24 protein-coding genes are annotated in these 22,305 nt (G+C 38.9%); 2 read left to right on the forward strand and 22 right to left on the reverse strand.

What is annotated here, in order from left to right:
* Nucleotides 1-12: 12 nt before the first annotated feature.
* Nucleotides 13-546, reverse strand: a complete 534-nt coding sequence (locus tag LKI_RS01405; RefSeq protein WP_013102345.1) for a hypothetical protein — start codon at nt 544-546, stop codon at nt 13-15.
* 102 nt (nt 547-648) lie between these two features.
* On the opposite strand from LKI_RS01405, the gene LKI_RS01410 reads away from it, so the two are divergent.
* The gene (locus LKI_RS01410) at nt 649-1,533 is read left to right on the forward strand and encodes a YitT family protein (protein WP_013102346.1); all 885 of its coding nucleotides are present in this window, start codon (nt 649-651) and stop codon (nt 1,531-1,533) included.
* A gap of 36 nt (nt 1,534-1,569) precedes the next feature.
* On the opposite strand, the gene LKI_RS01415 is transcribed toward LKI_RS01410, so the two are convergent.
* The 18 genes from LKI_RS01415 to xerC form a co-directional block, all read right to left on the reverse strand.
* On the reverse strand, nt 1,570-2,139 hold the full coding sequence (locus LKI_RS01415) for a GNAT family N-acetyltransferase (RefSeq protein ID WP_013102347.1): 570 nt from the start codon (nt 2,137-2,139) through the stop codon (nt 1,570-1,572).
* Complete coding sequence (locus tag LKI_RS01420) at nt 2,136-4,331, reverse strand: Tex family protein (protein WP_013102348.1); 2,196 nt, start codon at nt 4,329-4,331, stop codon at nt 2,136-2,138. The genes LKI_RS01415 and LKI_RS01420 overlap by 4 nt, the downstream gene beginning before the upstream one ends.
* Before the next feature lie 271 nt (nt 4,332-4,602).
* Nucleotides 4,603-5,658, reverse strand: a complete 1,056-nt coding sequence (gene folP, locus LKI_RS01425) for a dihydropteroate synthase (protein ID WP_013102349.1) — start codon at nt 5,656-5,658, stop codon at nt 4,603-4,605.
* Entirely contained in the window at nt 5,648-6,247 is a 600-nt protein-coding gene (locus LKI_RS01430) for a non-canonical purine NTP pyrophosphatase (RefSeq protein WP_013102350.1), read from the reverse strand. The genes folP and LKI_RS01430 overlap by 11 nt, the downstream gene beginning before the upstream one ends.
* Nucleotides 6,216-7,511 carry a bifunctional folylpolyglutamate synthase/dihydrofolate synthase gene (locus LKI_RS01435; RefSeq protein ID WP_013102351.1) on the reverse strand — a complete coding sequence of 432 codons (1,296 nt, stop codon included), beginning with the start codon at nt 7,509-7,511 and terminating at the stop codon, nt 6,216-6,218. Before LKI_RS01435 ends, LKI_RS01430 begins: the two co-directional genes overlap by 32 nt.
* A 4-nt stretch (nt 7,512-7,515) precedes the next feature.
* The gene (gene folE / locus LKI_RS01440; RefSeq protein WP_013102352.1) at nt 7,516-8,091 is read right to left on the reverse strand and encodes a GTP cyclohydrolase I FolE; all 576 of its coding nucleotides are present in this window, start codon (nt 8,089-8,091) and stop codon (nt 7,516-7,518) included.
* Nucleotides 8,078-8,578: a 2-amino-4-hydroxy-6-hydroxymethyldihydropteridine diphosphokinase gene (gene folK, locus LKI_RS01445; RefSeq protein ID WP_013102353.1), complete on the reverse strand. Its 501-nt coding sequence runs from the start codon at nt 8,576-8,578 to the stop codon at nt 8,078-8,080. Before folK ends, folE begins: the two co-directional genes overlap by 14 nt.
* Before the next feature lie 2 nt (nt 8,579-8,580).
* On the reverse strand, nt 8,581-8,964 hold the full coding sequence (gene folB, locus LKI_RS01450) for a dihydroneopterin aldolase (protein ID WP_013102354.1): 384 nt from the start codon (nt 8,962-8,964) through the stop codon (nt 8,581-8,583).
* A 127-nt stretch (nt 8,965-9,091) separates the two neighbouring features.
* Nucleotides 9,092-9,817, reverse strand: a complete 726-nt coding sequence (locus LKI_RS01455; protein WP_013102355.1) for a nicotinamide mononucleotide transporter family protein — start codon at nt 9,815-9,817, stop codon at nt 9,092-9,094.
* Nucleotides 9,818-9,998: 181 nt separating this feature from the next.
* Entirely contained in the window at nt 9,999-10,571 is a 573-nt protein-coding gene (locus LKI_RS01460; RefSeq protein WP_013102356.1) for an anthranilate synthase component II, read from the reverse strand.
* The gene (gene trpE, locus LKI_RS01465) at nt 10,568-11,941 is read right to left on the reverse strand and encodes an anthranilate synthase component I (RefSeq protein ID WP_013102357.1); all 1,374 of its coding nucleotides are present in this window, start codon (nt 11,939-11,941) and stop codon (nt 10,568-10,570) included. Before trpE ends, LKI_RS01460 begins: the two co-directional genes overlap by 4 nt.
* 84 nt (nt 11,942-12,025) lie before the next feature.
* Nucleotides 12,026-12,793 (reverse strand): tryptophan synthase subunit alpha, encoded by a 768-nt coding sequence (gene trpA / locus LKI_RS01470; RefSeq protein ID WP_013102358.1) that lies wholly within the window; start codon nt 12,791-12,793, stop codon nt 12,026-12,028.
* A 29-nt stretch (nt 12,794-12,822) separates the two neighbouring features.
* On the reverse strand, nt 12,823-13,419 hold the full coding sequence (locus tag LKI_RS01475) for a phosphoribosylanthranilate isomerase (RefSeq protein WP_013102359.1): 597 nt from the start codon (nt 13,417-13,419) through the stop codon (nt 12,823-12,825).
* Nucleotides 13,419-14,207 (reverse strand): indole-3-glycerol phosphate synthase TrpC, encoded by a 789-nt coding sequence (trpC, locus tag LKI_RS01480; RefSeq protein WP_013102360.1) that lies wholly within the window; start codon nt 14,205-14,207, stop codon nt 13,419-13,421. Before trpC ends, LKI_RS01475 begins: the two co-directional genes overlap by 1 nt.
* Nucleotides 14,204-15,229, reverse strand: a complete 1,026-nt coding sequence (gene trpD, locus LKI_RS01485) for an anthranilate phosphoribosyltransferase (protein ID WP_013102361.1) — start codon at nt 15,227-15,229, stop codon at nt 14,204-14,206. Before trpD ends, trpC begins: the two co-directional genes overlap by 4 nt.
* Nucleotides 15,222-16,409 (reverse strand): tryptophan synthase subunit beta, encoded by a 1,188-nt coding sequence (gene trpB, locus LKI_RS01490; protein WP_013102362.1) that lies wholly within the window; start codon nt 16,407-16,409, stop codon nt 15,222-15,224. Before trpB ends, trpD begins: the two co-directional genes overlap by 8 nt.
* A 407-nt stretch (nt 16,410-16,816) precedes the next feature.
* A complete protein-coding gene (locus LKI_RS01495) occupies nt 16,817-17,695 on the reverse strand; it encodes an aldose 1-epimerase family protein (RefSeq protein WP_013102363.1) in 879 nt (292 codons plus the stop codon).
* 53 nt (nt 17,696-17,748) lie between these two features.
* On the reverse strand, nt 17,749-18,663 hold the full coding sequence (gene xerC / locus LKI_RS01500; protein WP_013102364.1) for a tyrosine recombinase XerC: 915 nt from the start codon (nt 18,661-18,663) through the stop codon (nt 17,749-17,751).
* 160 nt (nt 18,664-18,823) lie between these two features.
* Between xerC and LKI_RS01505 the strand changes: the two genes are divergently transcribed.
* Entirely contained in the window at nt 18,824-19,264 is a 441-nt protein-coding gene (locus LKI_RS01505) for a hypothetical protein (RefSeq protein WP_013102365.1), read from the forward strand.
* Nucleotides 19,265-19,342: 78 nt separating this feature from the next.
* Here the strand turns inward: LKI_RS01505 and LKI_RS01510 are convergent, their stop codons facing one another.
* The 3 genes from LKI_RS01510 to LKI_RS01520 form a co-directional block, all read right to left on the reverse strand.
* Nucleotides 19,343-20,686, reverse strand: a complete 1,344-nt coding sequence (locus tag LKI_RS01510; RefSeq protein WP_013102366.1) for a PFL family protein — start codon at nt 20,684-20,686, stop codon at nt 19,343-19,345.
* 96 nt (nt 20,687-20,782) lie between these two features.
* Nucleotides 20,783-21,055, reverse strand: a complete 273-nt coding sequence (locus LKI_RS01515; protein WP_013102367.1) for an ACT domain-containing protein — start codon at nt 21,053-21,055, stop codon at nt 20,783-20,785.
* 71 nt (nt 21,056-21,126) lie between these two features.
* Nucleotides 21,127-22,287, reverse strand: a complete 1,161-nt coding sequence (locus LKI_RS01520) for a hydroxymethylglutaryl-CoA synthase (protein ID WP_013102368.1) — start codon at nt 22,285-22,287, stop codon at nt 21,127-21,129.
* Nucleotides 22,288-22,305 lie beyond the last annotated feature (18 nt).

The raw sequence follows: 22,305 nt of genomic DNA on the forward strand, positions 1-22,305 counted from the left end.
TCTCGTATTCGTTTACTTTTCAGATGCAACAAAACTAATATTATGTCCATCATCTGTTACAGATGTTACAACAGCATCATCGCCACCAGAGGTAATCGACCATGAATAATAACGGCCATGTGCTTGTGCCCACGCAATGGCTTCACTAATCTTCTTACCTTTTAAGTGTGCTGATTCCTCAATATCTGATTTATCTTTATCCTCAGAATGACTTGAGGATGAAGACGAATCACTACTTGATTCTGAGTGACTAGCACGACTACTTGTAGCCGACGAACTTGATGACGTGCTGCGATCATTCTGCTGATCATTAGCATCTGATGTTGTATTTGATTTCGAAGAATCAGAGTGAATAGTCTCATTGACAGTCTTATGATTAACAACTTTTTCTGCGATTGGCGCTGTTGTTTTCTGAGACGACGAGTAACCAATGTAAATAAAAATACCCAGACTAATAATAATTAGGACAGTAATCGTAATAAAAATATTACGTACCACATGTGTGGTCTTTTGAAATTTAGGACGTTTGTAATCTTTATCTGCCATATTTACCTCTCAATTTATACTATTATACCAAATATCTATATGCTCCTGCCAATAGATTTTATGATAAGATTAAAGCAATGTCATTAAGGAGCTTAGATACCTATGAATAAGACGAATTTAGCACGCATTTCACTAAGAGATCTGGCGATGATTACCCTAGGTACAGGATTTTATGGCTGGAGCTTAATTAATATTAATATCCCAAATCAACTTGCTGAAGGTGGCCTGTCTGGTGTTACTTTAATCTTGCTAGCACTATTTAACTGGAATCCAGCTTATACAAATTTAATTTTAAACATGCCCTTACTGCTACTAGGTTATCGCATTCTTGGGCGTAGGTCGTTTATTTATACAATTTGGGGCATTGCTACCCTATCTTTTTGGCTCTACATCTGGCAAGCTCTGCCAATGCACCCAATATTACACCATGATATGCTAATTGCTGGATTATTGGCGGGCATTATATCAGGTATTGGTTTGGGTATCGTCTTTCGATTCGGCGGCACATCTGGTGGTACAGATGTCGTTGCACGCATTATGGAGCAAAAATTTGCTATTCAAATTGGACGTACAATGTTTGCCTTAGATGCCATTGTGTTGCTCATGTCACTAGTCTACATTAATATTGTACAAATGATGTACACATTAATTGCTTCGTTTGTGTTTGCCCAAGTTGTTGGATTAACACAACAAGGCGCCTACACTGCACGTTCATTTATGATTTTCACAGACTACCCAGAAGAAATATCACATGCCATTATGGATGAGTTAGAACGTGGCACAAGTCTATTAAAATCAGAGGGTGGTTATTCTCATCGCGAACAACGTGTTGTTTATGCTGTTGTTGATCCGTCGGAAGTTAGCGCTGTACAACATATCATTCAAGAAATCGACCCGAAAGCCTTTGTGTCCATTTTTACAGCTCAAGAACAGCTTGGCGAAGGTTTCTCTTACCTGAGACCCAAGAAAAAATTTATTTTCTTCTAAAAAATGGTCACGCTTGAAATTCAGCGTGACCATTTTTTATAACTGCTTTTGCATATGCGTATAATCATGCGAGCCAATAGTCAATCGACCAACGGGTTTAAAACCTAACGAATCGTATAATTTATATGCTCTGGGATTACCGTCGTCAACATTTAAACCAATAACGTCGCGATGCTGTTCTTTAGCACGTGTTTCAACAGCTTGAAATAACTTTTTACCAATCCCTTGTCCACGTGCCTCATCTGTGACCACAATGGAGTCCAGATACCATTCATTATCAAACACTTCTGAATCTTCAAAAAGCCACCGATGATAACTGAATTGGTCTGCCAATACAGTTTGCAAGGCATCATCAAGTGATTTTTCTTCTGTGTCAACGTACCCAAAAGCCACTCCTAGAATTTGATTTGCTTCATTTTTAGCAACGAGTGCCCGACTATAATGGTAACGACTTTTGTCAGAAGCTGCTACAGCTAAAGACAAAGCTTCCTGAACATCAGCAACAGGCAATTCGTCGTAGATTGCCAATGCCATATCATCCAAAATCGTCTGCTCAAGTTCTAAAATAACAGCTTGGTCAGCTTTCGTTGCTGCTTGAATAATCATGAATTAGCCTCCTCTGGATTAATCATTGTCAACCCAATGCGCTGCCTTTTTTCGTCAATATCAACTACCCAGACATTAATAATGTCACCAACAGATACGACATCTGATGGTTTTTTAACACGACGCTTTGCCAACCTAGAAATATGCACTAAGCCGTCATGTTTGACACCAAGATCGACAAACGCACCAAAGTCAACAACATTACGTACCGTTCCTTGCAATTTCATTCCAGATTTTAAATCTTCAATATGTAAAATATCAGATTTCAAAAGCGCCCCGACCATTTCTGAACGCCCATCTCGACCAGGCTTTTGTAAATTTGTTATGACATCTTGTAATGTTTGCAACCCAATGTTGAGTATCTTTGCTGTTTGCTCTTGATTTAAAGCAAGCAATTTTTGATTAGCTGTGGGTGTTGTTAAATCTTGCAAGTCAATTTCTGCAAGTTTAAGTAATTGTTTAACCGCAGAATAACTTTCAGGATGAATGTTTGTGTTATCTAAAATATTTTCACCATCTAAAATACGTAAAAATCCCGCTGCTTGTTCAAAGGCTTTTGGACCGAGTCGTGTCACTTTTTTAAGTTGCATACGTGAGGTAAATTTACCAATTGCATCACGATAAGTTACGATATTCTGGGCAAGTGTTTTATTAAGGCCAGCAATATGCGTTAGCAGTGCGGCACTTGCAGTATTCAGATTAACACCAACTTGGTTCACAGCTGTTTCAACTACCTGATCCACTTGTTCATCTAGTAATTTAGCATTTAAGTCATGTTGATATTGGCCAACACCAACTGATTTCGGATCAATTTTAATTAATTCAGCTAACGGATCTTGGATACGTCGACCAATAGAAATAGCTGAACGTTCCTCAACATGTAAATCTGGAAATTCAGCACGCGCCTCATCAGATGCAGAATAGACTGAGGCACCAGCTTCGTTGACAATCGTATAGTGTACCCCATTAGGTAAATTATTGGCAACAAACTCTTCAGATTCTCGCGAAGCAGTCCCATTGCCAATAGCTACTAGTTGCACGTGATAGTCTTGCACTAATGTTTTAAATGTTTCAGCGGCTGCTTCGCGTTGCTGCAAGTTAGCCGGCTTATGCGGATATATCACCTGCTTCTTTAAAAATTTACCATTTTCATCAATGATTGCCAACTTAGACCCTGTTCTAAATCCTGGATCAAACCCCATCACAATCTGTCCTTTAAGTGGTGCTTGCATGAGCAAGTGATAAAGATTTTCCCCAAATACCTTGATGGCTTGTTCTTGCGCTTGTGATGTCAGTTCCTGACGTATATCTCTTTCAACTGCTGGCTGGATAAATCGTTTGTACGCATCCTCAATTGCAGCACGCAAAGCCTCATATCCAGAGCCTGTTGCCTGTTGCCCTTTCAATTCTTTCGTTTGAATAAAATGAATCATACGCGCTTCTGAAAAATCAATTTTAACTGACAGCACCCCGTCTTTTTCGCCACGATTAACAGCTAAAATACGAAATTTATTCTCAATAATTGTTTTAAGTGGTTCACTGTAATCATAATATTGTTCATAAATTGCTTGTTCATCTTTTGCCTTGCCACCACGCTTTAAACTAGATATGAATGTCCCATCTTTTATCATTCGCGTTCTTAACCATTCTCGATATAACGCGTTTTCGCCAATTTGTTCAGCTAATATTTCGTGTAATCCTGCCAACACCTTTGTCTGATCAGGAACAGCATCGTTAATATAGGCGTCAACGGGGATGGCCCTAGTAATGTGTGTCATAACGAAGTCAGCCAGTGGCTGCAAGCCGTTTTCACGAGCAATCATCGCCTTAGTTCGTCTTTTTTGTTTATAGGGCAAATATAGGTCTTCTACATTCTGTATTGTTTTTGCAGTTTGAATGGTTTGTAACAAATCCGGTGTGAGTTGACCTTGTTCATCAATGGCTTTTAAAACGGTTTGCTTACGATCAAACAAATCTTGTAATTTTTTAGCTGTGGCCTGAATATCACGAATTTGTACCTCATCAAGTTCACCAGTCATTTCTTTGCGGTAGCGAGAAATGAAAGGCACCGTTGAACCATCATTAAGTAACGTCAGCGTTGCATTAACTTGTTTAGTATCAATGCTAAGCGTTTGTGACACTTGTTTAGCAGTATCAATTTGTGTCAATTCAGTTAAAATATGTGTACTCATGTGATTGTTTCCCATTGTCTTCTTTCAAAAATGTGACTTGTGACACATAATACTTATTGTTTTGTGTCATCTATTCATTATATCGTGAATTCCAAATAACAATTGCAGTAATTTACAATTTTCTTAACTCAATTAAAAACGCCACCCACTCCAAGGAGTAGGTGGCGGGTAGGTAGATAGATTCTACCCAGTTGGTCCTCTTTATTATAACGTAGTTTCTAGATAAGTGCAATATGTTTTCTACATATTTAGTTTACCAGGCGCTAGAATTTTAAAAACTGCCTGAAATTGCTTGAACCACTTGGACCATTTGTTTAGCTGATTGTACATCGTGAACACGCAATATACGTGCGCCACGACGAAACATTTCGTTTGCAGCAATCAACGACACATCAGCTCGCTTATTTTTGGGCAAATCAAGTAAAAATTTAGCCCAGCCTTTATTAGCTACCGCTGTCATAATTGGTCTTCTAAAATCTTGTAAATGCGCAATGGTATTCATCATAGCTAAATCCTGATGAACGTTTGAATTTTTTGCATAACCAACCCCAGGATCAAGCGCAATACGCCGCCTATCAATACCATATGCTGTTAATATTGTTAAATTTTCTGCAAACCAATCATGCATTTCTTGTTGTAAATGCGTCACTGCTTGTTTACGCGGATTCCACATTGTCAACAGTCCAACTTTCTTTTTTGCTAAAAATGGGCCCTTGCGTTCATCATCCACAAAACCATTAACATCATTGATAATATCCACACCTAAAGCAACAGCCATAACCATAACTTCATATTTATAGGTATCAACCGCGATAATTGCTTCAGGAAAACGTTGTTTGATACCTTTAATAACTGGCGAAATACGGCTTATTTCTTCAGTCGTGGTTAATTCAACATATCCTGGTTTTGTGGTTTGACCACCAACTTCGATAACATCCGCGCCCAATGTCAACATTTCTCCGGCCCGTGATACCATTGTATCTACCTTTGTCGAAACGAACTCACCATTATAAAACGATTCTGGGCTAACATTTAGCACCCCATAAATCACACCCGACGCATCGTACAACGTATGTGAACCTACCTGCCAAACATAATCATTTTGCGATAGCCACCTTTGTAAAGCATGGCTATTGCTAAGTGTTTGTAAAGTAATTGCTGCCCCACGTGTGACCCAATAGTTCGACTCTACTCTAATCGCACTCAATTCAGATAAAGTCACACCAAGTTGGTATGTCACCTGATCAAATTGGAGTAATACCCCTTCACCACGTGATTGCATCGCAAACAAAACAGCATTAGTCGGTGTTTTAATGTCAATCATCATGTTTTAACTCCTGCAGTATTTTTTTTGCTGCACGACCTCGATGCGAGTATATAATACGTTCTGGCATTAACATTTCCGCAAATGTTTTACCATTTTCGGCTTCAAATAATCTATCAAATCCTATAGAATAGTCTCCCCGCTCACTTCGAGCCAGTGCTACACCACCACGACCAGTACTTGAAATGACATCGCCTGTGGGTGTCACCAATACCAGTAATGCTTCTAAGTAGGCATGACGATCCATAGTTGGCGTATACAAGTTCAACAAATACTCATTTTCTTCACGTATCGATGCTAACCCAAGCGTCTTTAATTCACGCGCCGTCGTTAAACCAAAACGATCAGGAAACGCTTCAAAATAAGCACCAGTATCATCGGCTAATATGTTTTCATTTGGCAAAAACTGTTGGATAAATTGCGCCTTGCCTAACGCATTAGCATACTGGTCCAACGTTGTTTCAGCTGGAAATTGTTTCGTATCAATTAATTCACGATAATTCACAACTGGCATACCAAATACTTTGAAAACACGCTGAATTTCACGTGTTTTAGCTGAATTATTGGATGCCATGACTAGTCTTTTGATCATTGAAACCTCCTACTGCTCGTAACGTATAAAATGACCCTGCCACAATAATATATTGATTTTTTTCTCGTAATTGATTAGCTGTATGTAATGCACTTTCAGGACTAGCAACTGTCACCGGCATGGATATTACCTGCTCATGGATTGCTTCCGCTAAATCATTTGCAGACAAGGCACGTGGATTTTCTGGTGTTACGGTTATGACTTGCGACACCATTGGTAGCAACATGTCTATCATGTTACGATAATTTTTATCATTTAAAACACCCAACACTAGCAATGGCTTTGTCGTCAAATGCCAATCATTTAGGGTCTCAATCAAGGCATGTACGGCATCGATATTATGCGCACCATCCCATAATATACGTTGCGTATGATCGATTTGCATACGCCCAATTAAATGAGCCCGTGCTAAACCCAATTGTCTTATTTTATAGGTAAACGTGACCGAAAAATGCTGCTCTAGAACAGCAAGAATTTGCCACACCACGCTAAGATTACGTGCTTGAAATCTACCTCGTAGTCCTAATGAGTAGCTATCGCCATCAATCTTAACTTGTAGGCCATGAGGTGTATTATCTTCTATTTGAACTTCAACAGGTTGCTCAAACCAGATTGCACCAATTTTTTCAGCTTGTGTTTTTAAAATCAACCGTACCTTTTCTTGCTGATGTAAATCACTCACAATGGTGGCACCAGCTGTCATGAGGCCAGCTTTATTCTGTGCAATATCTTGAATAGTTGCGCCTAAAATATTTTGGTGGTCTAAACCAATTTCTGTATAAGCTATAATCGTCGATGATGTTAACATATGTGTGGCATCATGTAAACCACCCAAACCAGCCTCAATAATTGCGTACTGAACACCATGCGCTTGGAATACTAACAAAGCAACCAATGTCCAAATTTCAAAATATGACAAAGCGGCATCACTTAATCCATGCTGTCTTAAAACCTGCTGCATCAATTCATAAGCTTGCACCCAATCATCTTCAGTTACATATGTGCCGTTAAGCCAAATTTGTTCACGGTCGTCAAAAATTGATGGACTGGCAAAATGTCCCACTGAAGCATGACTTGCAAGCAAAATTTCACGCAACATCGTGCCAGTTGACCCCTTCCCATTTGTACCAGCAATTTGAATAACATGCAAAGTTGCCTCAGGGTTGCCTACCCACGACAAGACTTCCCTTAAAAATGTCACACGACCTGGTTCAAAAACGCGCCAACTTTTATCTAGTTGTTGTTGTATTTCTTGATATGTCATTGATTTAGTGTTTGTTTACACGATGTGTAAAACTTTCCTTTAAAAATGTATCTGTCTGTAGTAGACCACGATAAATTGCTGTGTTAGTCTGTGTCCCTGGTTGGTTGATCCCACGCATTTCCATACACATATGCCTAGCCGTAACATTTACTGCTACACCCTTGGGCGCAACAATACGATTCATTTCACTGGCAATTAAGTGCGTTAAATTTTCTTGGACATTCGGTCGGCGACTAGCCCATTCAATCAATCGCGGTATTTTACTCAGACCAATAATTTGACCATCAGGGACATAAGCAACATCTACTGTCCCAAAAAAAGGCAATAAATGATGTTCACACATGGAATAAAATGGTATGCTTTCAACAATGACCATGTCAGCATCATTTGTAGTGCTGAATAATTTAAAATCATCAAATTGCGCCTCGCCAGTGTGCGCAAAAATTTCAGCTTGCGCTTTAACAACACGCATGGGCGTCTCAATTAATCCCTCGCGCTTGTCATCATCACCAATCACTCTTAATAGATTGGTGACACCTTGCATTAAAGTTGTGGTTTTTTCATCGTTAAACATTGTCATTTTCTACTCTCACATTAGCCACAACACGAACCCAATTTGTATCCGTTGTATGCGCTAATAAATTTTCAATTTCGTAGCGCCGATCATCCGACACGACATCTAACAAAGGCGTCAGTACAAACCGACGATTCGCCATCTCACGATGTGGAACGGTCAAAGTATCGTCTGACCACACATCATCCCCAAATACTAAAATATCAATATCAATTGTACGCGGTCCCCAATGGACTTTACGAACGCGTTTTAAACGAGATTCAATTTCATGTAAACGCGCTAATAATTCAAGGACTGATAAATTAGTATCCACCCGCAAAGCTAAATTATAAAAATCATCCTGAACCACACCACCTACTGGTTGCGTCTCATAAACATTTGAAATATCAGTAACGTCTATCCCTATAGTTTCCTGTAATAGCGTCACTGCTTGTTGCAAATTAGCCAGTCGATCCCCAATATTAGCACCTAAACTTAAATAAGCAACAGTCATTATTAGTACCCCCACCCTTCTAAATCGCTTGGTGTCCCACTCACACTAATAATAAATGGGTCGTAAATACCTGGTAACGGAATATAAAATTTATGCACTGATACATCAATGCTTGTTACTTGCTGAAACTGACTTAGTAATTTAACTAACAAACTTTGTGCTAAACTCTCAATCAATTTAAATTGTCGCGTTGTAACTAACTTTTCAACCGTTTCATAAACATCAACATAAGAAACAGTTGTCTCCAAATCATCATCTTTTACAGCCGTTTCAATTGGATAATGAATGGTAACATCTACTGAAATCTGCTGTCCTAATTCATTTTCTGCCTTTAGCACACCATTATAAGTGTAAAACCGCATATTTGGTAATTTAATGGTTCCCATTGTTCGTCTCCCTAAAAAGTGTCTTCCTTATTTTACCATGCTAAATCTCAACAGCCAAACAAACATAACAGGTTGCCTGTTAAAAGATTAGTTGTAAAAAAACCGAACTTTTGTCACCGTCAAGCAGTTAACGTATTTTTTTAATGCCATTACTTTGTCTCGCATTTTGCCACACTGGGTATGCAACACTACTATTAACAATATAGTATAAATATTTACCTACATTAGCAAAGTTACCTTGCATCATCGCTTTTGCCAATTGAACAAAATTATAAAAAATCCAAAATAACCATTGATCCTCTATCTTAAATATATTGAGCATGTTAGGAATTAAGGATAAACTAAAGACCGCACTGGCTAACCAAAACAATGAACTCGTATTTTTAAAAGCTAAATAATTTAATGCCAGACTTAAAGCAATAGCAAAACCAATCATTAACGGTAGCCATTTTTTAAAATCAGAAGCACGGTTAACACGTTTGCTGCCGTAATGTGCCCAACCTTTCACAGCAAACATATTGATTAAAAAAGAAACCGGATAAGTTAAGACAGCACCACTATTACCCAGTAGAAAATCAATTATACCAGAGACTATCGTATTCCCTGTCCCAACAATATTCCCAAACTTATTTAGTCGTGCAGTTAAGCGTGTTGATAATACAGATAACATTGAAGAGATAACAGAAATAACACCAAATGGTACATACTTAGCCCACCAATCATTGGCAAAAAAACTGATCGTTTTTAAATCATTAAAAAAGTAACCCGACGTGTAGGCTGTTACTAGAACAATAACTATTCCCAATAAATCAAACAACCAAGAATGATTCAACATTCGTAATATTTTTAACATTAATATCCCCTTTTTCATGAACCCTTTACTAGATTTAGCAGATTATCACAGCTAATACAATCTTTATAGTTTACCAAATACGGTTGTTATTGTGATTAATTAAACAATTTCTTAATATTTACTGTATTGATTAAGGGAATATAAAAAATGACTCAACATAAGCTGAATCATCATCATTAACTCAATTACTATCTTGTGTCAGAGTCACAAATTTTCTAATCATTTCAGCACCCTCTGGTGTTCCAATCGATTCTGGATGAAACTGCAATCCAAAAATTGGTAACAACTTATGCTGCATGGCCATTACTTCACGATCATCAGAAGACTGACCGGTAATAATAAAATCCTTGGATACTTGATCTGCTTTAACAATAAGTGAATGGTAACGCATAATATTAGTTTTCGGTGCTGTGAACAAAGCTGACGGTGCTGTTGTAATCATTGTTGAAACTTTACCATGTCGAATAGCTGCAGCACGAGTAACCGTCCCACCAAATACTTCGCCGATTGCTTGGTGTCCTAAACAGATTCCTAATAGTGGCTTTTTGTCATAATATCGTCTAATCATATTTTCTAATTCACCTGCTTCATCTGGTCGGCCAGGGCCAGGCGAAAATATAATGCCATCCGATTGGTCAGCTATGCTATATAGTGATTTGTCATCATTACGCAAGACCTTTAACTCTGTTACTTCCCCCACTATCTGAGCTAAATTATATGTGAAAGAATCATAGTTATCAACTAATAAAATCATGCACGGCCTCCTAAATTAAGTAGCGCTTTGGCTTTATTTATTGTTTCTTGATACTCATCTGCTGGCTTTGAATCATAAACAATGCCTGCTCCCGCTTGAACATAACCTTTGTGATTTTTAACAATCATTGTACGAATTGCAATGGCAAAGTCCATTTGATCATCTTGTGATAGATAACCAATCGCGCCAGCATATACGCCACGCTTAACCGGCTCCATTTCATAAATACGTTGTAACGCCCGTACTTTAGGTGCACCACTCACTGTACCGGCTGGTAAAGTCGCTTTTAAAGCAGCAATAGCTGATAGCTCTGGCCGCAATTGGCCGGTTACTTCGGATACTAAATGCATGACATAACGATATTTTTGAATATCTAATAAAGTCGTGACATGAACACTCCCGTAGTTAGAAATTTTACCTAAGTCGTTACGGCCAAGGTCAACAAGCATCGTATGCTCGGCTAATTCTTTTTCATTATGCAACAACTCTGCTGCTATTTTGCCATCTTCTTGAGCTGTTTCACCTCTTCTTCGTGTACCAGCAATTGGATTCGTTGTAACAACCCCCTGACGAACAGTAACTAAACTTTCGGGGGATGAACCGACAATCTGCACATCCCCTAGGTCCATGTAGTACATATAAGGTGAGGGATTTGTGCGACGTAATTGTCGATAAAAATCAAAAGGGTCATCGTTAAAATCAAAGCTAAAGCGTTGTGATGGTACCATTTGAAACATGTCACCTGCGCTAATTAATTGTTTAATACGATCAACCATAGTCGTAAATGATGTTGCCGTCATATTAGACTTTGGTTCAAATGTTGGCAGCGCGCGCTCAACCAATTCAGAATCAACTGGTTGTCGCAAACGACTTTCAATTGCAGCAATGACTGCATGTAATTGTGTTGGATCACGATGTGAGTAAACATTATCCGCAACAATAGTTAATGTTTCTTTTTGGTGATCAAAAATAAGAAATGTTTCGTATAAAAACATGTGTATATCAGGCATGTCTAGGTCATCAAGTGGTGTTTTACCAATATTTTCGTACGTTGCTATGGCATCGAAACCAACATAACCAATCGCGCCACCTTGAAAAGGCAAGTATTGATTAGTTGGTGAATCAACCACGACCAAATCACTTAAAGTTTGTAACGGATCATTTGATTGCGATAGCATGCCATCAATACTAATATTTTTACCCGTCGCTTTAAATTCATGAACAGGTTCTAATCCCAAAATTGAATAACGTGATTTTTCTTGTGACATTGGCACGGATTCTAGCAGTACTGTATGTTCGCCACGCAAACGTAAGTAGGCACTAATCACACTAATGGTGTCGGCATTTAATTTCTTTGTTTCATATGTCATATTTTTTGAGTGTACTGCGCCATATACGATGCAGTACATCCTCCCCAATTTATTTGCGGTTCATAACGGTTACTCTTAATATAATTACCACACTGCCTTCATACCTTTAACAAATGTTTGTAGATATTGTTCAGCATCAAAGGGATGTGCAGCGATGATCTTAACAATAGCTGATCCAACAATTACCGCCTGCGCATTGCTAAACTGTGAGACTTGATCTGGATGACTAACGCCAAACCCAACGGCTGTCGGCACATCAGTCAACTGATTAATTTGTGTAATCAGGTCATAAGCATCAGCTGATAAATTTTGCCGTGTTCCAGTAATGCCAAGAGAGCTAACAACATAAACAAATCCAGATGCATGCTTGACAATATCAGGTATTCGCTTTCCTGATTTTAAAGTGACTAATTGAATAAATGAACGTTGATATTTTTCAGCAAGTGCGACAAATTCTGCCTGCTCTTCTAATGGCAAATCTGGCATAATAATCCCTTGAACTTCATATTGTTTCATCTTGGCTAAGAATGCTTCATATCCGTAGGTAAACACAGGATTTGTATACGTTAAGAAAACCAATGGTACCTGTGTTCGTTGACGTACCTTTTCAACTAATTCAAATACTTTTGTGGTTGTTGAACCAGCTGCAGCTGCACGCAAATCAGCTTTCATAATTGTTTCGCCATCCGCAGATGGATCTGAAAAAGCAATTCCAATTTCCACAACATCTGCGCCTGCTTCTGCAAGTGCGACAATGTAGTCAGCACTTTTATCAAAATTAGGATCCCCAGCAACGACAAAACTAATAAATCCTTTGCCATGTTTCAAAACTGTCTCTATTTTTTCTACCATTATTTACCTTCCAATCGATAACGCATACCTTAATTTGGATTATGATGTGCTATATCTACTAGTTTTTGCATTTTTGCTAAATCTTTAATTCCTGATACCTCATCACCACTTGATATATCTACCCATTCCGGCTGTGCTTGCGTGATCGCTTCTTGCAAGTTAATCGGTGTTAACCCTCCGGCCAGCATGATGGGTGCATGGCGCAGTGGTTTAGGTGGTACGATTTCCCAATCAAACGTCTTGCCCGATCCAGCTCCGTTATCTAATAAAATGTAATTGGCCGTTGTCGGCAACAATGCTTGTTCTGGTTTGACGACTTGTATAACTGGTACATGCTTCTCACGTAAAATGGTCACTTCTAATTCCGATTCATCACCATGAAGCTGCACGCCTTGTATCAAACCACTTGTAAACAAAGTTAATATGTCCGCAATGTTTTGATTCATAAAAACACCATATAAAGGAATATGATCGTCTAATCGCTGACGTATTTTAAGTGCTGTCATGAGATTGACTGTTCGCCGATGTCCTGGTGCCAAAATGATACCTGCCATATCTGGTTGCACCTGATTTAAAAGATCAGCATCATCTACTCGAAAATTACCACATAATTTTATTTTGGTCATCATTCACGTCCTGTTAAAATGTTAAACATATTAATTTTATCTTTTGCTTTCATGAAAGTTTCACCAATCAAGATGCCATTGACGTTGATATTTTCAAGTAATGTCACATCTTCACGTGATCGAATGCCCGACTCAGAGACAACACTGACGCCTTCAGGGACCAATGCACGTAAACGTGCTGTATTATCAAAATCCACCGTAAAATCTTTGAGGTTACGATTATTAATGCCAATAATACGCGCTTTTGCAGCAATGGCACGCTTAATTTCTGAAGCAGTATGTGCTTCAACAATGGCTGATAACCCTAATTGATCAGCTAAATGAAGATACTGATTTAATTGCACGTCGTCCAAAATAGCTACAATTAATAGAATAGCAGATGCTCCGGCAACTTTTGCTTCGTAAATCATATAGGGATCAATTGTGAAATCTTTGCGTAGTACAGGGGTATCAATTGCTTTTGCGACCGATTTCAAAATATTCAATGATCCTTTGAAATAAGTTTCTTCCGTTAAAACGCTGACTAAATCAACACTCGCTAACTCATACTGACGAGCAATTGCCATATAATCAAATTGATTAGTTGGTATAATTTGACCTTTTGAGGGTGACGCTTGTTTAATTTCTGCTATAACAGAAATTTGTGGTTGCTGTAAGGCCTGCTCAACAGGAAAATCGGTATAGACCAACATTTGTTCTGCTTTTGCTTTTAAATCTGATAAAGATACCTCACGTTGTCTGGTCAACATATTCTCGCGTGTAACATGTACTAATTCATCTAAAATCATACACTGACCGCCTGAGTTGCTCGTTGTAATGCAACCAACTGCTGATAAGCTTTGCCGCTAGATAAAATATCACGGGCTAATGCAATACTTTGAGCTAAATCTGGTCGAATTTCTGCAGCGAATAAAGCCATAGCTGCATTTAATATCACTGTATCTGTCTTAAATCCAACAAGATCGCCACTTAAAATTTGCCGTGTTACGTCAGCATTTTCTTGAGCAGTGCCACCTCTTAAGGAATCTGATGGTGCGTAATGAAAGCCATAAGTTATGGGATCAAACTCCGATGACGTCATCTGTTGATTGCGTAACATTACAATATCAGTTTTCCCTGTCAAAGTCACTTCATCTAAACCATCTTGACCATGAATAAGAATTGCACGTTTCACACCTAATTCTGATAAAACATGAGCTAATGGTACGAGTAACTCTTTAGAATAGACACCTAATAACATCGTTTGTGGGCGGGTTGGATTTGTCAGAGGGCCCAAAATATTAAAGACGGTTCTCACACCCAAAGCTGTACGAATTGGTCCAACAATTTTCATTGCTGGATGAAATGCGCGGGCAAACAGAAATGTTTGTCCAGTTTGGTGTAATACCTGCGTGGCTTGTTCTGCCGTCAAAGTGATTTTAACGCCTAGCGCTTTTAATACATCAGCTGTCCCTGATGTTGAACTAGCTGCACGATTACCATGTTTAGCAACAGGTACACCAGCTGCAGCCACAATGAAACTAGCTGTTGTCGAAATATTAAACGTGTTTGCCATGTCACCCCCAGTCCCAACAATATCCATTGCATTGGGCTCCGGCGCCAAACTGATTGCATGATTAATCATAGCTTTTGCAGATCCGACAATTTCTGGCACGGATTCCTTTTTGACTGCTAATCCCATCAAATAGGCGGCAATCTCAAGATCTGATACCTGATTGGCCATAATATCGTTCATGACATCTTCAGCCACTTCAGCCGACAAATCTTGACGTAACGATAATAAATTTAAAGCTTTACTCATATTACTCATTAATTTCAACTCCTTTGTATCGTGCAATGGCGGCAACATCTTTATCACCACGACCACTTAAATTGACCATGATTTGTTGATCTGGCTTCATGTTTGGCGCTATTTTCATTGCATAGGCCACCGCATGTGAACTCTCAATTGCTGCTATAATTCCCTCCGTGCGTGCAATATACTCAAATGCCTGCACTGCCTCATCATCTGTAATAGGCACATATTGCGCACGCTTTATGTCAGATAAATAGGCGTGTTCCGGCCCAATTCCTGGATAATCAAGTCCAGCTGAGATACTGTAAACTGGATCAATTTGTCCGTCTGGGGACTGTAAAAATTTGGACTTCATACCGTGAAAAATTCCTTGTGAACCATTAGTAATTGTTGCTGCAGTTTGTGTTGTATGAATTCCCTTACCAGCCGCCTCAACGCCGATTAATGCAACATCTCGATCTGAGATGAATTTGCTAAAAGCACCAATCGCATTTGAGCCGCCACCAACAGCAGCAATAACAGCATCTGGTAATTTACCAGTTTGGCTTAGAAATTGTTCGCGAGCCTCTTCACTAATAATCGATTGAAAGTACTTCACCATTTCAGGGAACGGATAAGGGCCAACTGCCGATCCTAAAACATAAAATGTATCATCAATTCGTTTAGTCCATTCTTGAAAAGTCGCATTCACAGCATCTTTTAAAACCATTGTGCCTGTGTCCACCACGTGAACCTTCGCACCTAACAGTTCCATTCGATAGACATTCAGCGCTTGACGATCTGTGTCTTCCTTACCCATGAAAATTTCAGCTTCCATACCAAACAATGCAGCCGCTGTCGCCGTTGCAACACCATGTTGCCCAGCTCCAGTTTCAGCTATTAATCTTGTCTTCCCCATTCGCTGTGCGATTAACGCCTGACCCAAAACATTGTTAATTTTATGTGCACCTGTATGATTGAGATCCTCACGCTTAAAATATATTTGTGCGCCGCCAAGATCTTTGGACATGTTTTTAGCATGATACAACAAAGATGGTCGATTAGCATAATTATCAAATAGATCTTTTAACTCATCTTTAAACGCTGCATCATCTTTGTAATGATTAAATGCATCAGCAACAGCACTCACAGCAGGCATTAATAATTCAGGAATAAACTGTCCACCATACTCGCCATAGTAACCTTTTTTTATCATTATATTCTCCTTTTAACCATATCAAAGCAAATAAAAATCCGTCCTGAAAATATTTGCTTTTGCAATATTTTCAGGACGGATTTTCCGCGGTGCCACCTGATTTCAAGAGAACAAATAACACTAAAAAGTGAAACGGGTTGACTCGCTCCTCCACAGCTTGCTAACACAAACCTGACAACTGACGTATGTCACACGTTCAAGCCTACTTGCAATTAATGCTTTCAACTGACCCTCGATGGTCCATTTGCCAACCTGCGTTCGACCTGGCTCTCAGTATCCCAGATTCTCTGTGCGTGCACGATTAGTTTGATCTCCATCTCATTAGTTTAATTGGACGATTAAATTGTTAAACCTATATTAAAACTAAATAAGTGTTTTGTCAATACTTTTATTTCAAAATACACATTTTAGAAAAATTGTAAGCTATATGTGCCGTTGAACGTATCTCCAGCCGCCAACACATTAACTCCAAATTTTTCTTTAAAATTACCAGTTGAATCGACGGTATCAGCGATGCCCCACCACGGTTCTAACGCAATAAATGGGGCTTCTTTTCCTGCCGGTGTCCAAATTCCCAAGAACTGAGCGTTATCTAAAGTCATCCGCAAACCATGCTGATTAGCCAAACGCGCTAACAAAAAGGACGTTTTTTGACGATCTAACTTGAGAATGATCGCATCATCATGATAATCTTCCTGACGTAAACGTAGTGGAATATTAGCGTTAAACGGCGTGGGCACGTTTGGGTTTGAGTAAGGCCCCGTCAAGCGCACCCGATCATACATTTTTTCTGGTTCAATCGACACATAATAGTCTGAAAACTTACCACCATCAAGTGGTAAATTAAAGGCAGGATGCCCACCAACACTGAAGAACAAGGATTCCTCCGTGTCAGTATTTTTAACAATGTAAGCAATCTTAAGTTCATTGTCGTCTGTTAAGTCGTAACGTATATCTAACTGAAATTTAAAAGGATACACACGCATCGTTGAATCTGTATCGTGAATACGAAAAACAACGTGTTTATCGCTTTTCTCGATAACTTCAAAAACCGTATTTCGAGCAAAACCATGTTGGTTCATAAAATAGGTTTCGCCTGCCACTTTATATTGATCCCCACGGAGACGACCAACAATTGGAAATAAATTAGATGCATGGCGGCCCCAATATTTAGGGTCACCAATCCAAATATACTCTAATTCGGCCTGTTTATGCCAGACGCTTGTGAGCTCGGCACCTTCTTCGTTAATTGTAATTTTTAAATTTTCGTTTTCAAGTTTAATCATAATACCTATATTCTACCAAATTCTAAAGGATAAATGTTATTATTGTTAAGCGTTTACAGCTTTTTTTTAGCACGTGGAAAAAAAGCTTGATAGTTTTTTTGTAAACTTTCACGTGTCACATGCGTATACATCTGAGTTGTCGACAAGTTCACATGACCGAGCAACTCTTGAACCGTACGCATATCCGCACCATTATTGAGTAAATGCGTCGCAAATGTGTGCCTTAACATATGCGGATGTATTTTCCCAGTCAATGCAGAACGTTGCATGAGCTGATTTAAAATATATGTTATGCCTGCTGCTGTTATTGGCTCTCCGCGATGGTTAACAAAGACAACTTGATGCGGTGCAGGTTGTTTAGCGGTTAAATCAGCTCTTGTCTCACTTAAATATTGCATCAAAGCTTGAGCAGCAAAATGTCCAAACGGTACATATCTATCTTTATTCCCCTTACCATGAATTAACACCAAACGTTGTGAAAAATCTAATTGCGCTATCGTGAGCGTTGCAATTTCAGTAACTCGTGCGCCTGTTGCGTACAAAAATTCCAGTAATGCAGCATTTCGTTGCCAAAGTTTATCTTCTTGATTATACGCCGTATCAAATAACGTTGCCATCTCTGTTTCGTAGAAAAATTCTGGCAGGTGATTTTGATGTTTACGCAAGGCAATATTTTCAAAAGGATTATCAATCACAAATTGATTGGCAACCATAAATTGATAAAACATCCGCAAGCTACTAATTTTGCGAGAAATTGATGTCCGAGCCAAATGACGTTCGTACAAGTCATTTAAATATACCCGCACATCAAGGGGTTGTACTGCCCTGAAATTTGTAAATCCACCATTTTGAGCTAAAAAATTTATAAATTCATCAATATCTGACAAATAAGCCTTTAATGTCAATGGCGAATACTGACGTTCAGAGACGAGGTAAATACGATACAATTGTTGCTCTCTTGTCACCATACTTCCATTATACGCGCTCATGTCCGACTTACAAAAATTAAGAAGACTTTAATTTAGTTACAATCAGTCAAACATGCACACAAACCTAATATTTTCAGATATGATATAAAGTAGAAGACTAACTAGAAGTACTAAATTCTAAACATAAAGGAGTCATATTATGAAAATTCCTGTACAAACCCCATTAGAACAAATACAAAGTAACTTATCATTATTGCGGCGCAAAGTATTACATGCAATTGCTACTTTTCGAACAAACATTTTAACAAATCGCGACATACATCACACAAAACCTGCACAATTTAAAATGTCTGATACCCGTGAAATTGCAATTGTACCCTATGAGTCATCTGCTAAAGCAGTTGATTATGATAGTTTTGCTTACGCTCTAGAATCAGCGATGACGGAGAGCCTTCCCGATGACGAACGGCTTAGCTTATCAAGTCATGTAAGAAACTTTTTTTATCACCCAGCACGTGTGATTGCTGCACTTATTATTATTATTTTAGTTGGATATATTGCCATAATGGCTGAGCAAGCTACCTCTACTAATCGCCAACCTATTGAACAATCAAAATATCAAAAGCAAATTAAGAATTAAAAAAACCTCAGTGAGATGATGTGCACGCCGAAAGTTTGAGTAACTTTCGGCGTGCACATCAGAAAAAACTGAGGTTTTTTAGTTTTTAAAGGAATGAATAGGTGCCGGTATATGACCCCCACGATTAATAAAATCAGCACTAGATTTTTGAACAACCGGCATCACCGGTGCAGTACCTAACAAACCGCCATAGTCTACGATATCGCCAACTTTGGTCCCATTAGTTGGTAAGATTCTCACAGCAGTTGTTTTATTATTTTGCACACCAATTGCTGCTTCATCAGCAATCATGGCAGCAATTGTTGTCGCATCTGTTTCTCCAGGAATTGCAATCATATCAAGGCCAACAGAACAAACCGCTGTCATTGCTTCTAACTTAGCCAATGATAACACACCAGCTTTAACAGCATCAATCATGCCAGCATCCTCAGAAACTGGTATGAAAGCACCTGACAAACCGCCAACACGCTGTGACGCCATCACACCGCCTTTTTTGACCGCATCATTAAGCAACATCAGTGCTGCAGTTGTCCCATGTGTCCCAACCATTTCAAGACCAATTTCTTCTAAGACTTCAGCAACTGAATCACCACGAGCAGGCGTTGGTGCTAGACTTAAGTCGACAATACCAAATTCAACACCTAACCGTTCAGCAGCTAACGATCCGACCATTTGACCGACTCGTGTGATTTTAAAGGCAGTTTTCTTAACTGTTTCAGCAACAATTTGAATCGGTTCACCTTTCACCTTTTCAAGTGCACGTTTAACGACACCTGGGCCAGAAACACCAACATTAATGACAACATCTGCTTCACTAACACCATGAAAAGCGCCAGCCATGAAGGGATTATCTTCTACTGCATTTGCAAACACAACTAATTTAGCGTTCGCGGTGTCTGATTTGTCAGTAATCGCTTTTATCGTTTCGCCCATCAATTTAATAGCATCTAAATTAATACCTGCTTTTGTAGAACCAATATTGATGCTTGACATCACAAGATCAGTTTCTGTTAAGACACGGGGTAGTGATTTAATAAGCGACAAATCACCGTTTGCAAATCCTTTTTGAACAAGTGCTGAATAGCCACCTATAAAGTCAACGCCAACTGCTTTTGCTGCATCATCTAACGCATGTGCATAATATAGCATATCATCAGGACTGGCTTTCCCAGCAATTAGCGCAATAGGTGTCACACTGATGCGTTTATTAGTGATCGGAATACCAAATTCACGCTCTATTTGTTGTGCCACTTCAACTAAATCCTTAGCATAAGTAGTCACTTTTTGATAAATGTTCTTAGCCGTTTCCTGTGGTGTGCCAGCTATTGTATCGAGTAGTGAAATTCCCATCGTAACAGTGCGAATGTCCAAATGCTCTTCCGCAACCATATTGATCGTTTCAGTTATTTGATTGGTTTCCATAATTTCTCCAGTTTTTATTTGCCTAACACAGACACGATATCATCAGCCATCATAAAAAACTATAGCATGGCTTTTTCAACAAAGTACGTCTGTTAGTCAAATACGACTCATGGCATCAAAAATTTCTTCACGTTGCGTATGAATTTCAACGTTTAACTTTTTTCCAAGATGATTTAAATCGTTTTGTAACTTATTAAATTCTTCGTCCAATTTTTCCAAATTAACTAGCATACTCATTGTGAAAATATCAGACATGATTGTTTGTGACACATCCAGAATATTAATATCATGTTCAGCTAGTGTACGAGATACACCAGCAATAATCCCAGGTTTGTCTTTTCCGATAACTGTTACAACTGCTTTGGCCATTTTTTTCCTCTTTAAAAGTTATTTAAATATTATACAATAATTAGCACCGAAGCGCCATTATTTTTCAGTATCTATTGGTAGACCCGCTCACCACCTTGCCAGCCCATAAACTGAAATCTTCTACTGTTAGAAGCGGCATCAGTTTTCATATTAATATGTGAATTGAAGCGCTGTGTTTTGAAAAAAGCTTCATACTCACTAACGCTAACCGGCCGACGCTTTAACAACATTTCTTGTGTCAATTTAGCCGGCACATAATTCTCAAAACCGGGTTCGAGTGTCACTGAGTAAAGCTCTGCCTCAGCACCTGATCCATAACTAAAAACAGCCAAATGTTCACCAGATTTTAAGTTTTCGGCGTGACTTAGAAGTGACAATAGGCTTAAATAAACTGAGCCTGTGTATAGATTCCCGACCTCTCGACTAAACCGTTGACTAGCTGTTAAATTTAGTGCTAAGCGCTCTTGCTGTTGCGCTGTTGCCTCTGACATAATCTGATCTAATGCTTTTTTTCCCATTTTTGTATAAGGTAAGTGGAAAGCAAATCCTGCAAAGTGATTAATTTGGTGATCAGTTTGCTGTTTGTACCGTTGCCATAACAATAAAAACATTTCTTTATAAATAGCTGTCGACAAATGACCATCAACCAAAGCCTCCTCTCGATCGATCGGACGCCAAAAATCAGATACCTGACGACTCATATAAACTGAATCATTATTAATTGACATGATCTTTGGGTTTTCTGATACAATCATAGCTACTGCACCAGCGCCTTGAGTTACTTCTCCGGGCGTTCCTAAACCGTAACGTGCAATATCAGATGCGATGACTAACACGCGTCTTCCTGGATGCGTCGCAACGTAATCACGTGCCTTCATTAAAGCATAAGTCCCAGCATAGCACGCTTGTTTCACTTCAATCGTTCGAATGAACTCAGATAATTGTAATAGCTGTTGAACATATAACGCACCTGATTTAGAATTATCAATACCCGATTCTGTTGCAAAAATAATTTCATCAATTGCATCACGATCCTCATGGGTGATGATTTTAACTGCGGCATTGGCTCCCATTGTCACAACATCTTCAAAATTAGGTACAACGGCCTGATGATCCTGTCCTATACCAATTGTATATTTGTCTGGCTCATCACCTCGTGCTTTAGCTAGTGCCACAAGATCAAGTACATAATTAGGTGTGTAAAAGGCTATTTTATCAATACCAATTGTCATGATTACATTTCTCCTCTG

The organism is Leuconostoc kimchii IMSNU 11154 (assembly GCF_000092505.1).
In the GTDB taxonomy this organism is placed as follows: domain Bacteria; phylum Bacillota; class Bacilli; order Lactobacillales; family Lactobacillaceae; genus Leuconostoc; species Leuconostoc kimchii.

Excerpts from the sequence above, each read along its gene's own strand:
- trpE (WP_013102357.1), bottom strand. The coding sequence starts at position 11,941 with ATGACATATGAAACAAAGAAATTAAATGCCGACACCATTAGTGTGATT.
- LKI_RS01495 (WP_013102363.1), bottom strand. The coding sequence starts at position 17,695 with ATGATTAAACTTGAAAACGAAAATTTAAAAATTACAATTAACGAAGAA.
- trpA (WP_013102358.1), bottom strand. The coding sequence starts at position 12,793 with ATGGTAGAAAAAATAGAGACAGTTTTGAAACATGGCAAAGGATTTATT.
- LKI_RS01515 (WP_013102367.1), bottom strand. The coding sequence starts at position 21,055 with ATGGCCAAAGCAGTTGTAACAGTTATCGGAAAAGACAAACCTGGGATT.
- folK (WP_013102353.1), bottom strand. The coding sequence starts at position 8,578 with ATGACTGTTGCTTATTTAAGTTTAGGTGCTAATATTGGGGATCGACTG.
- LKI_RS01420 (WP_013102348.1), bottom strand. The coding sequence starts at position 4,331 with ATGAGTACACATATTTTAACTGAATTGACACAAATTGATACTGCTAAA.
- LKI_RS01520 (WP_013102368.1), bottom strand. The coding sequence starts at position 22,287 with ATGACAATTGGTATTGATAAAATAGCCTTTTACACACCTAATTATGTA.
- LKI_RS01430 (WP_013102350.1), bottom strand. The coding sequence starts at position 6,247 with ATGATCAAAAGACTAGTCATGGCATCCAATAATTCAGCTAAAACACGT.
- LKI_RS01415 (WP_013102347.1), bottom strand. The coding sequence starts at position 2,139 with ATGATTATTCAAGCAGCAACGAAAGCTGACCAAGCTGTTATTTTAGAA.
- LKI_RS01455 (WP_013102355.1), bottom strand. The coding sequence starts at position 9,817 with ATGTTAAAAATATTACGAATGTTGAATCATTCTTGGTTGTTTGATTTA.
- LKI_RS01460 (WP_013102356.1), bottom strand. The coding sequence starts at position 10,571 with ATGATTTTATTAGTTGATAACTATGATTCTTTCACATATAATTTAGCT.
- LKI_RS01435 (WP_013102351.1), bottom strand. The coding sequence starts at position 7,511 with ATGACATATCAAGAAATACAACAACAACTAGATAAAAGTTGGCGCGTT.
- folE (WP_013102352.1), bottom strand. The coding sequence starts at position 8,091 with ATGACAATGTTTAACGATGAAAAAACCACAACTTTAATGCAAGGTGTC.
- folB (WP_013102354.1), bottom strand. The coding sequence starts at position 8,964 with ATGGGAACCATTAAATTACCAAATATGCGGTTTTACACTTATAATGGT.
- trpB (WP_013102362.1), bottom strand. The coding sequence starts at position 16,409 with ATGATAAAAAAAGGTTACTATGGCGAGTATGGTGGACAGTTTATTCCT.
- trpC (WP_013102360.1), bottom strand. The coding sequence starts at position 14,207 with ATGATTTTAGATGAATTAGTACATGTTACACGCGAGAATATGTTGACC.
- LKI_RS01475 (WP_013102359.1), bottom strand. The coding sequence starts at position 13,419 with ATGACCAAAATAAAATTATGTGGTAATTTTCGAGTAGATGATGCTGAT.
- folP (WP_013102349.1), bottom strand. The coding sequence starts at position 5,658 with ATGATGATTGACATTAAAACACCGACTAATGCTGTTTTGTTTGCGATG.
- LKI_RS01410 (WP_013102346.1), top strand. The coding sequence starts at position 649 with ATGAATAAGACGAATTTAGCACGCATTTCACTAAGAGATCTGGCGATG.
- xerC (WP_013102364.1), bottom strand. The coding sequence starts at position 18,663 with ATGGTGACAAGAGAGCAACAATTGTATCGTATTTACCTCGTCTCTGAA.
- LKI_RS01510 (WP_013102366.1), bottom strand. The coding sequence starts at position 20,686 with ATGGAAACCAATCAAATAACTGAAACGATCAATATGGTTGCGGAAGAG.
- trpD (WP_013102361.1), bottom strand. The coding sequence starts at position 15,229 with ATGAGTAATATGAGTAAAGCTTTAAATTTATTATCGTTACGTCAAGAT.
- LKI_RS01505 (WP_013102365.1), top strand. The coding sequence starts at position 18,824 with ATGAAAATTCCTGTACAAACCCCATTAGAACAAATACAAAGTAACTTA.
- LKI_RS01405 (WP_013102345.1), bottom strand. The coding sequence starts at position 546 with ATGGCAGATAAAGATTACAAACGTCCTAAATTTCAAAAGACCACACAT.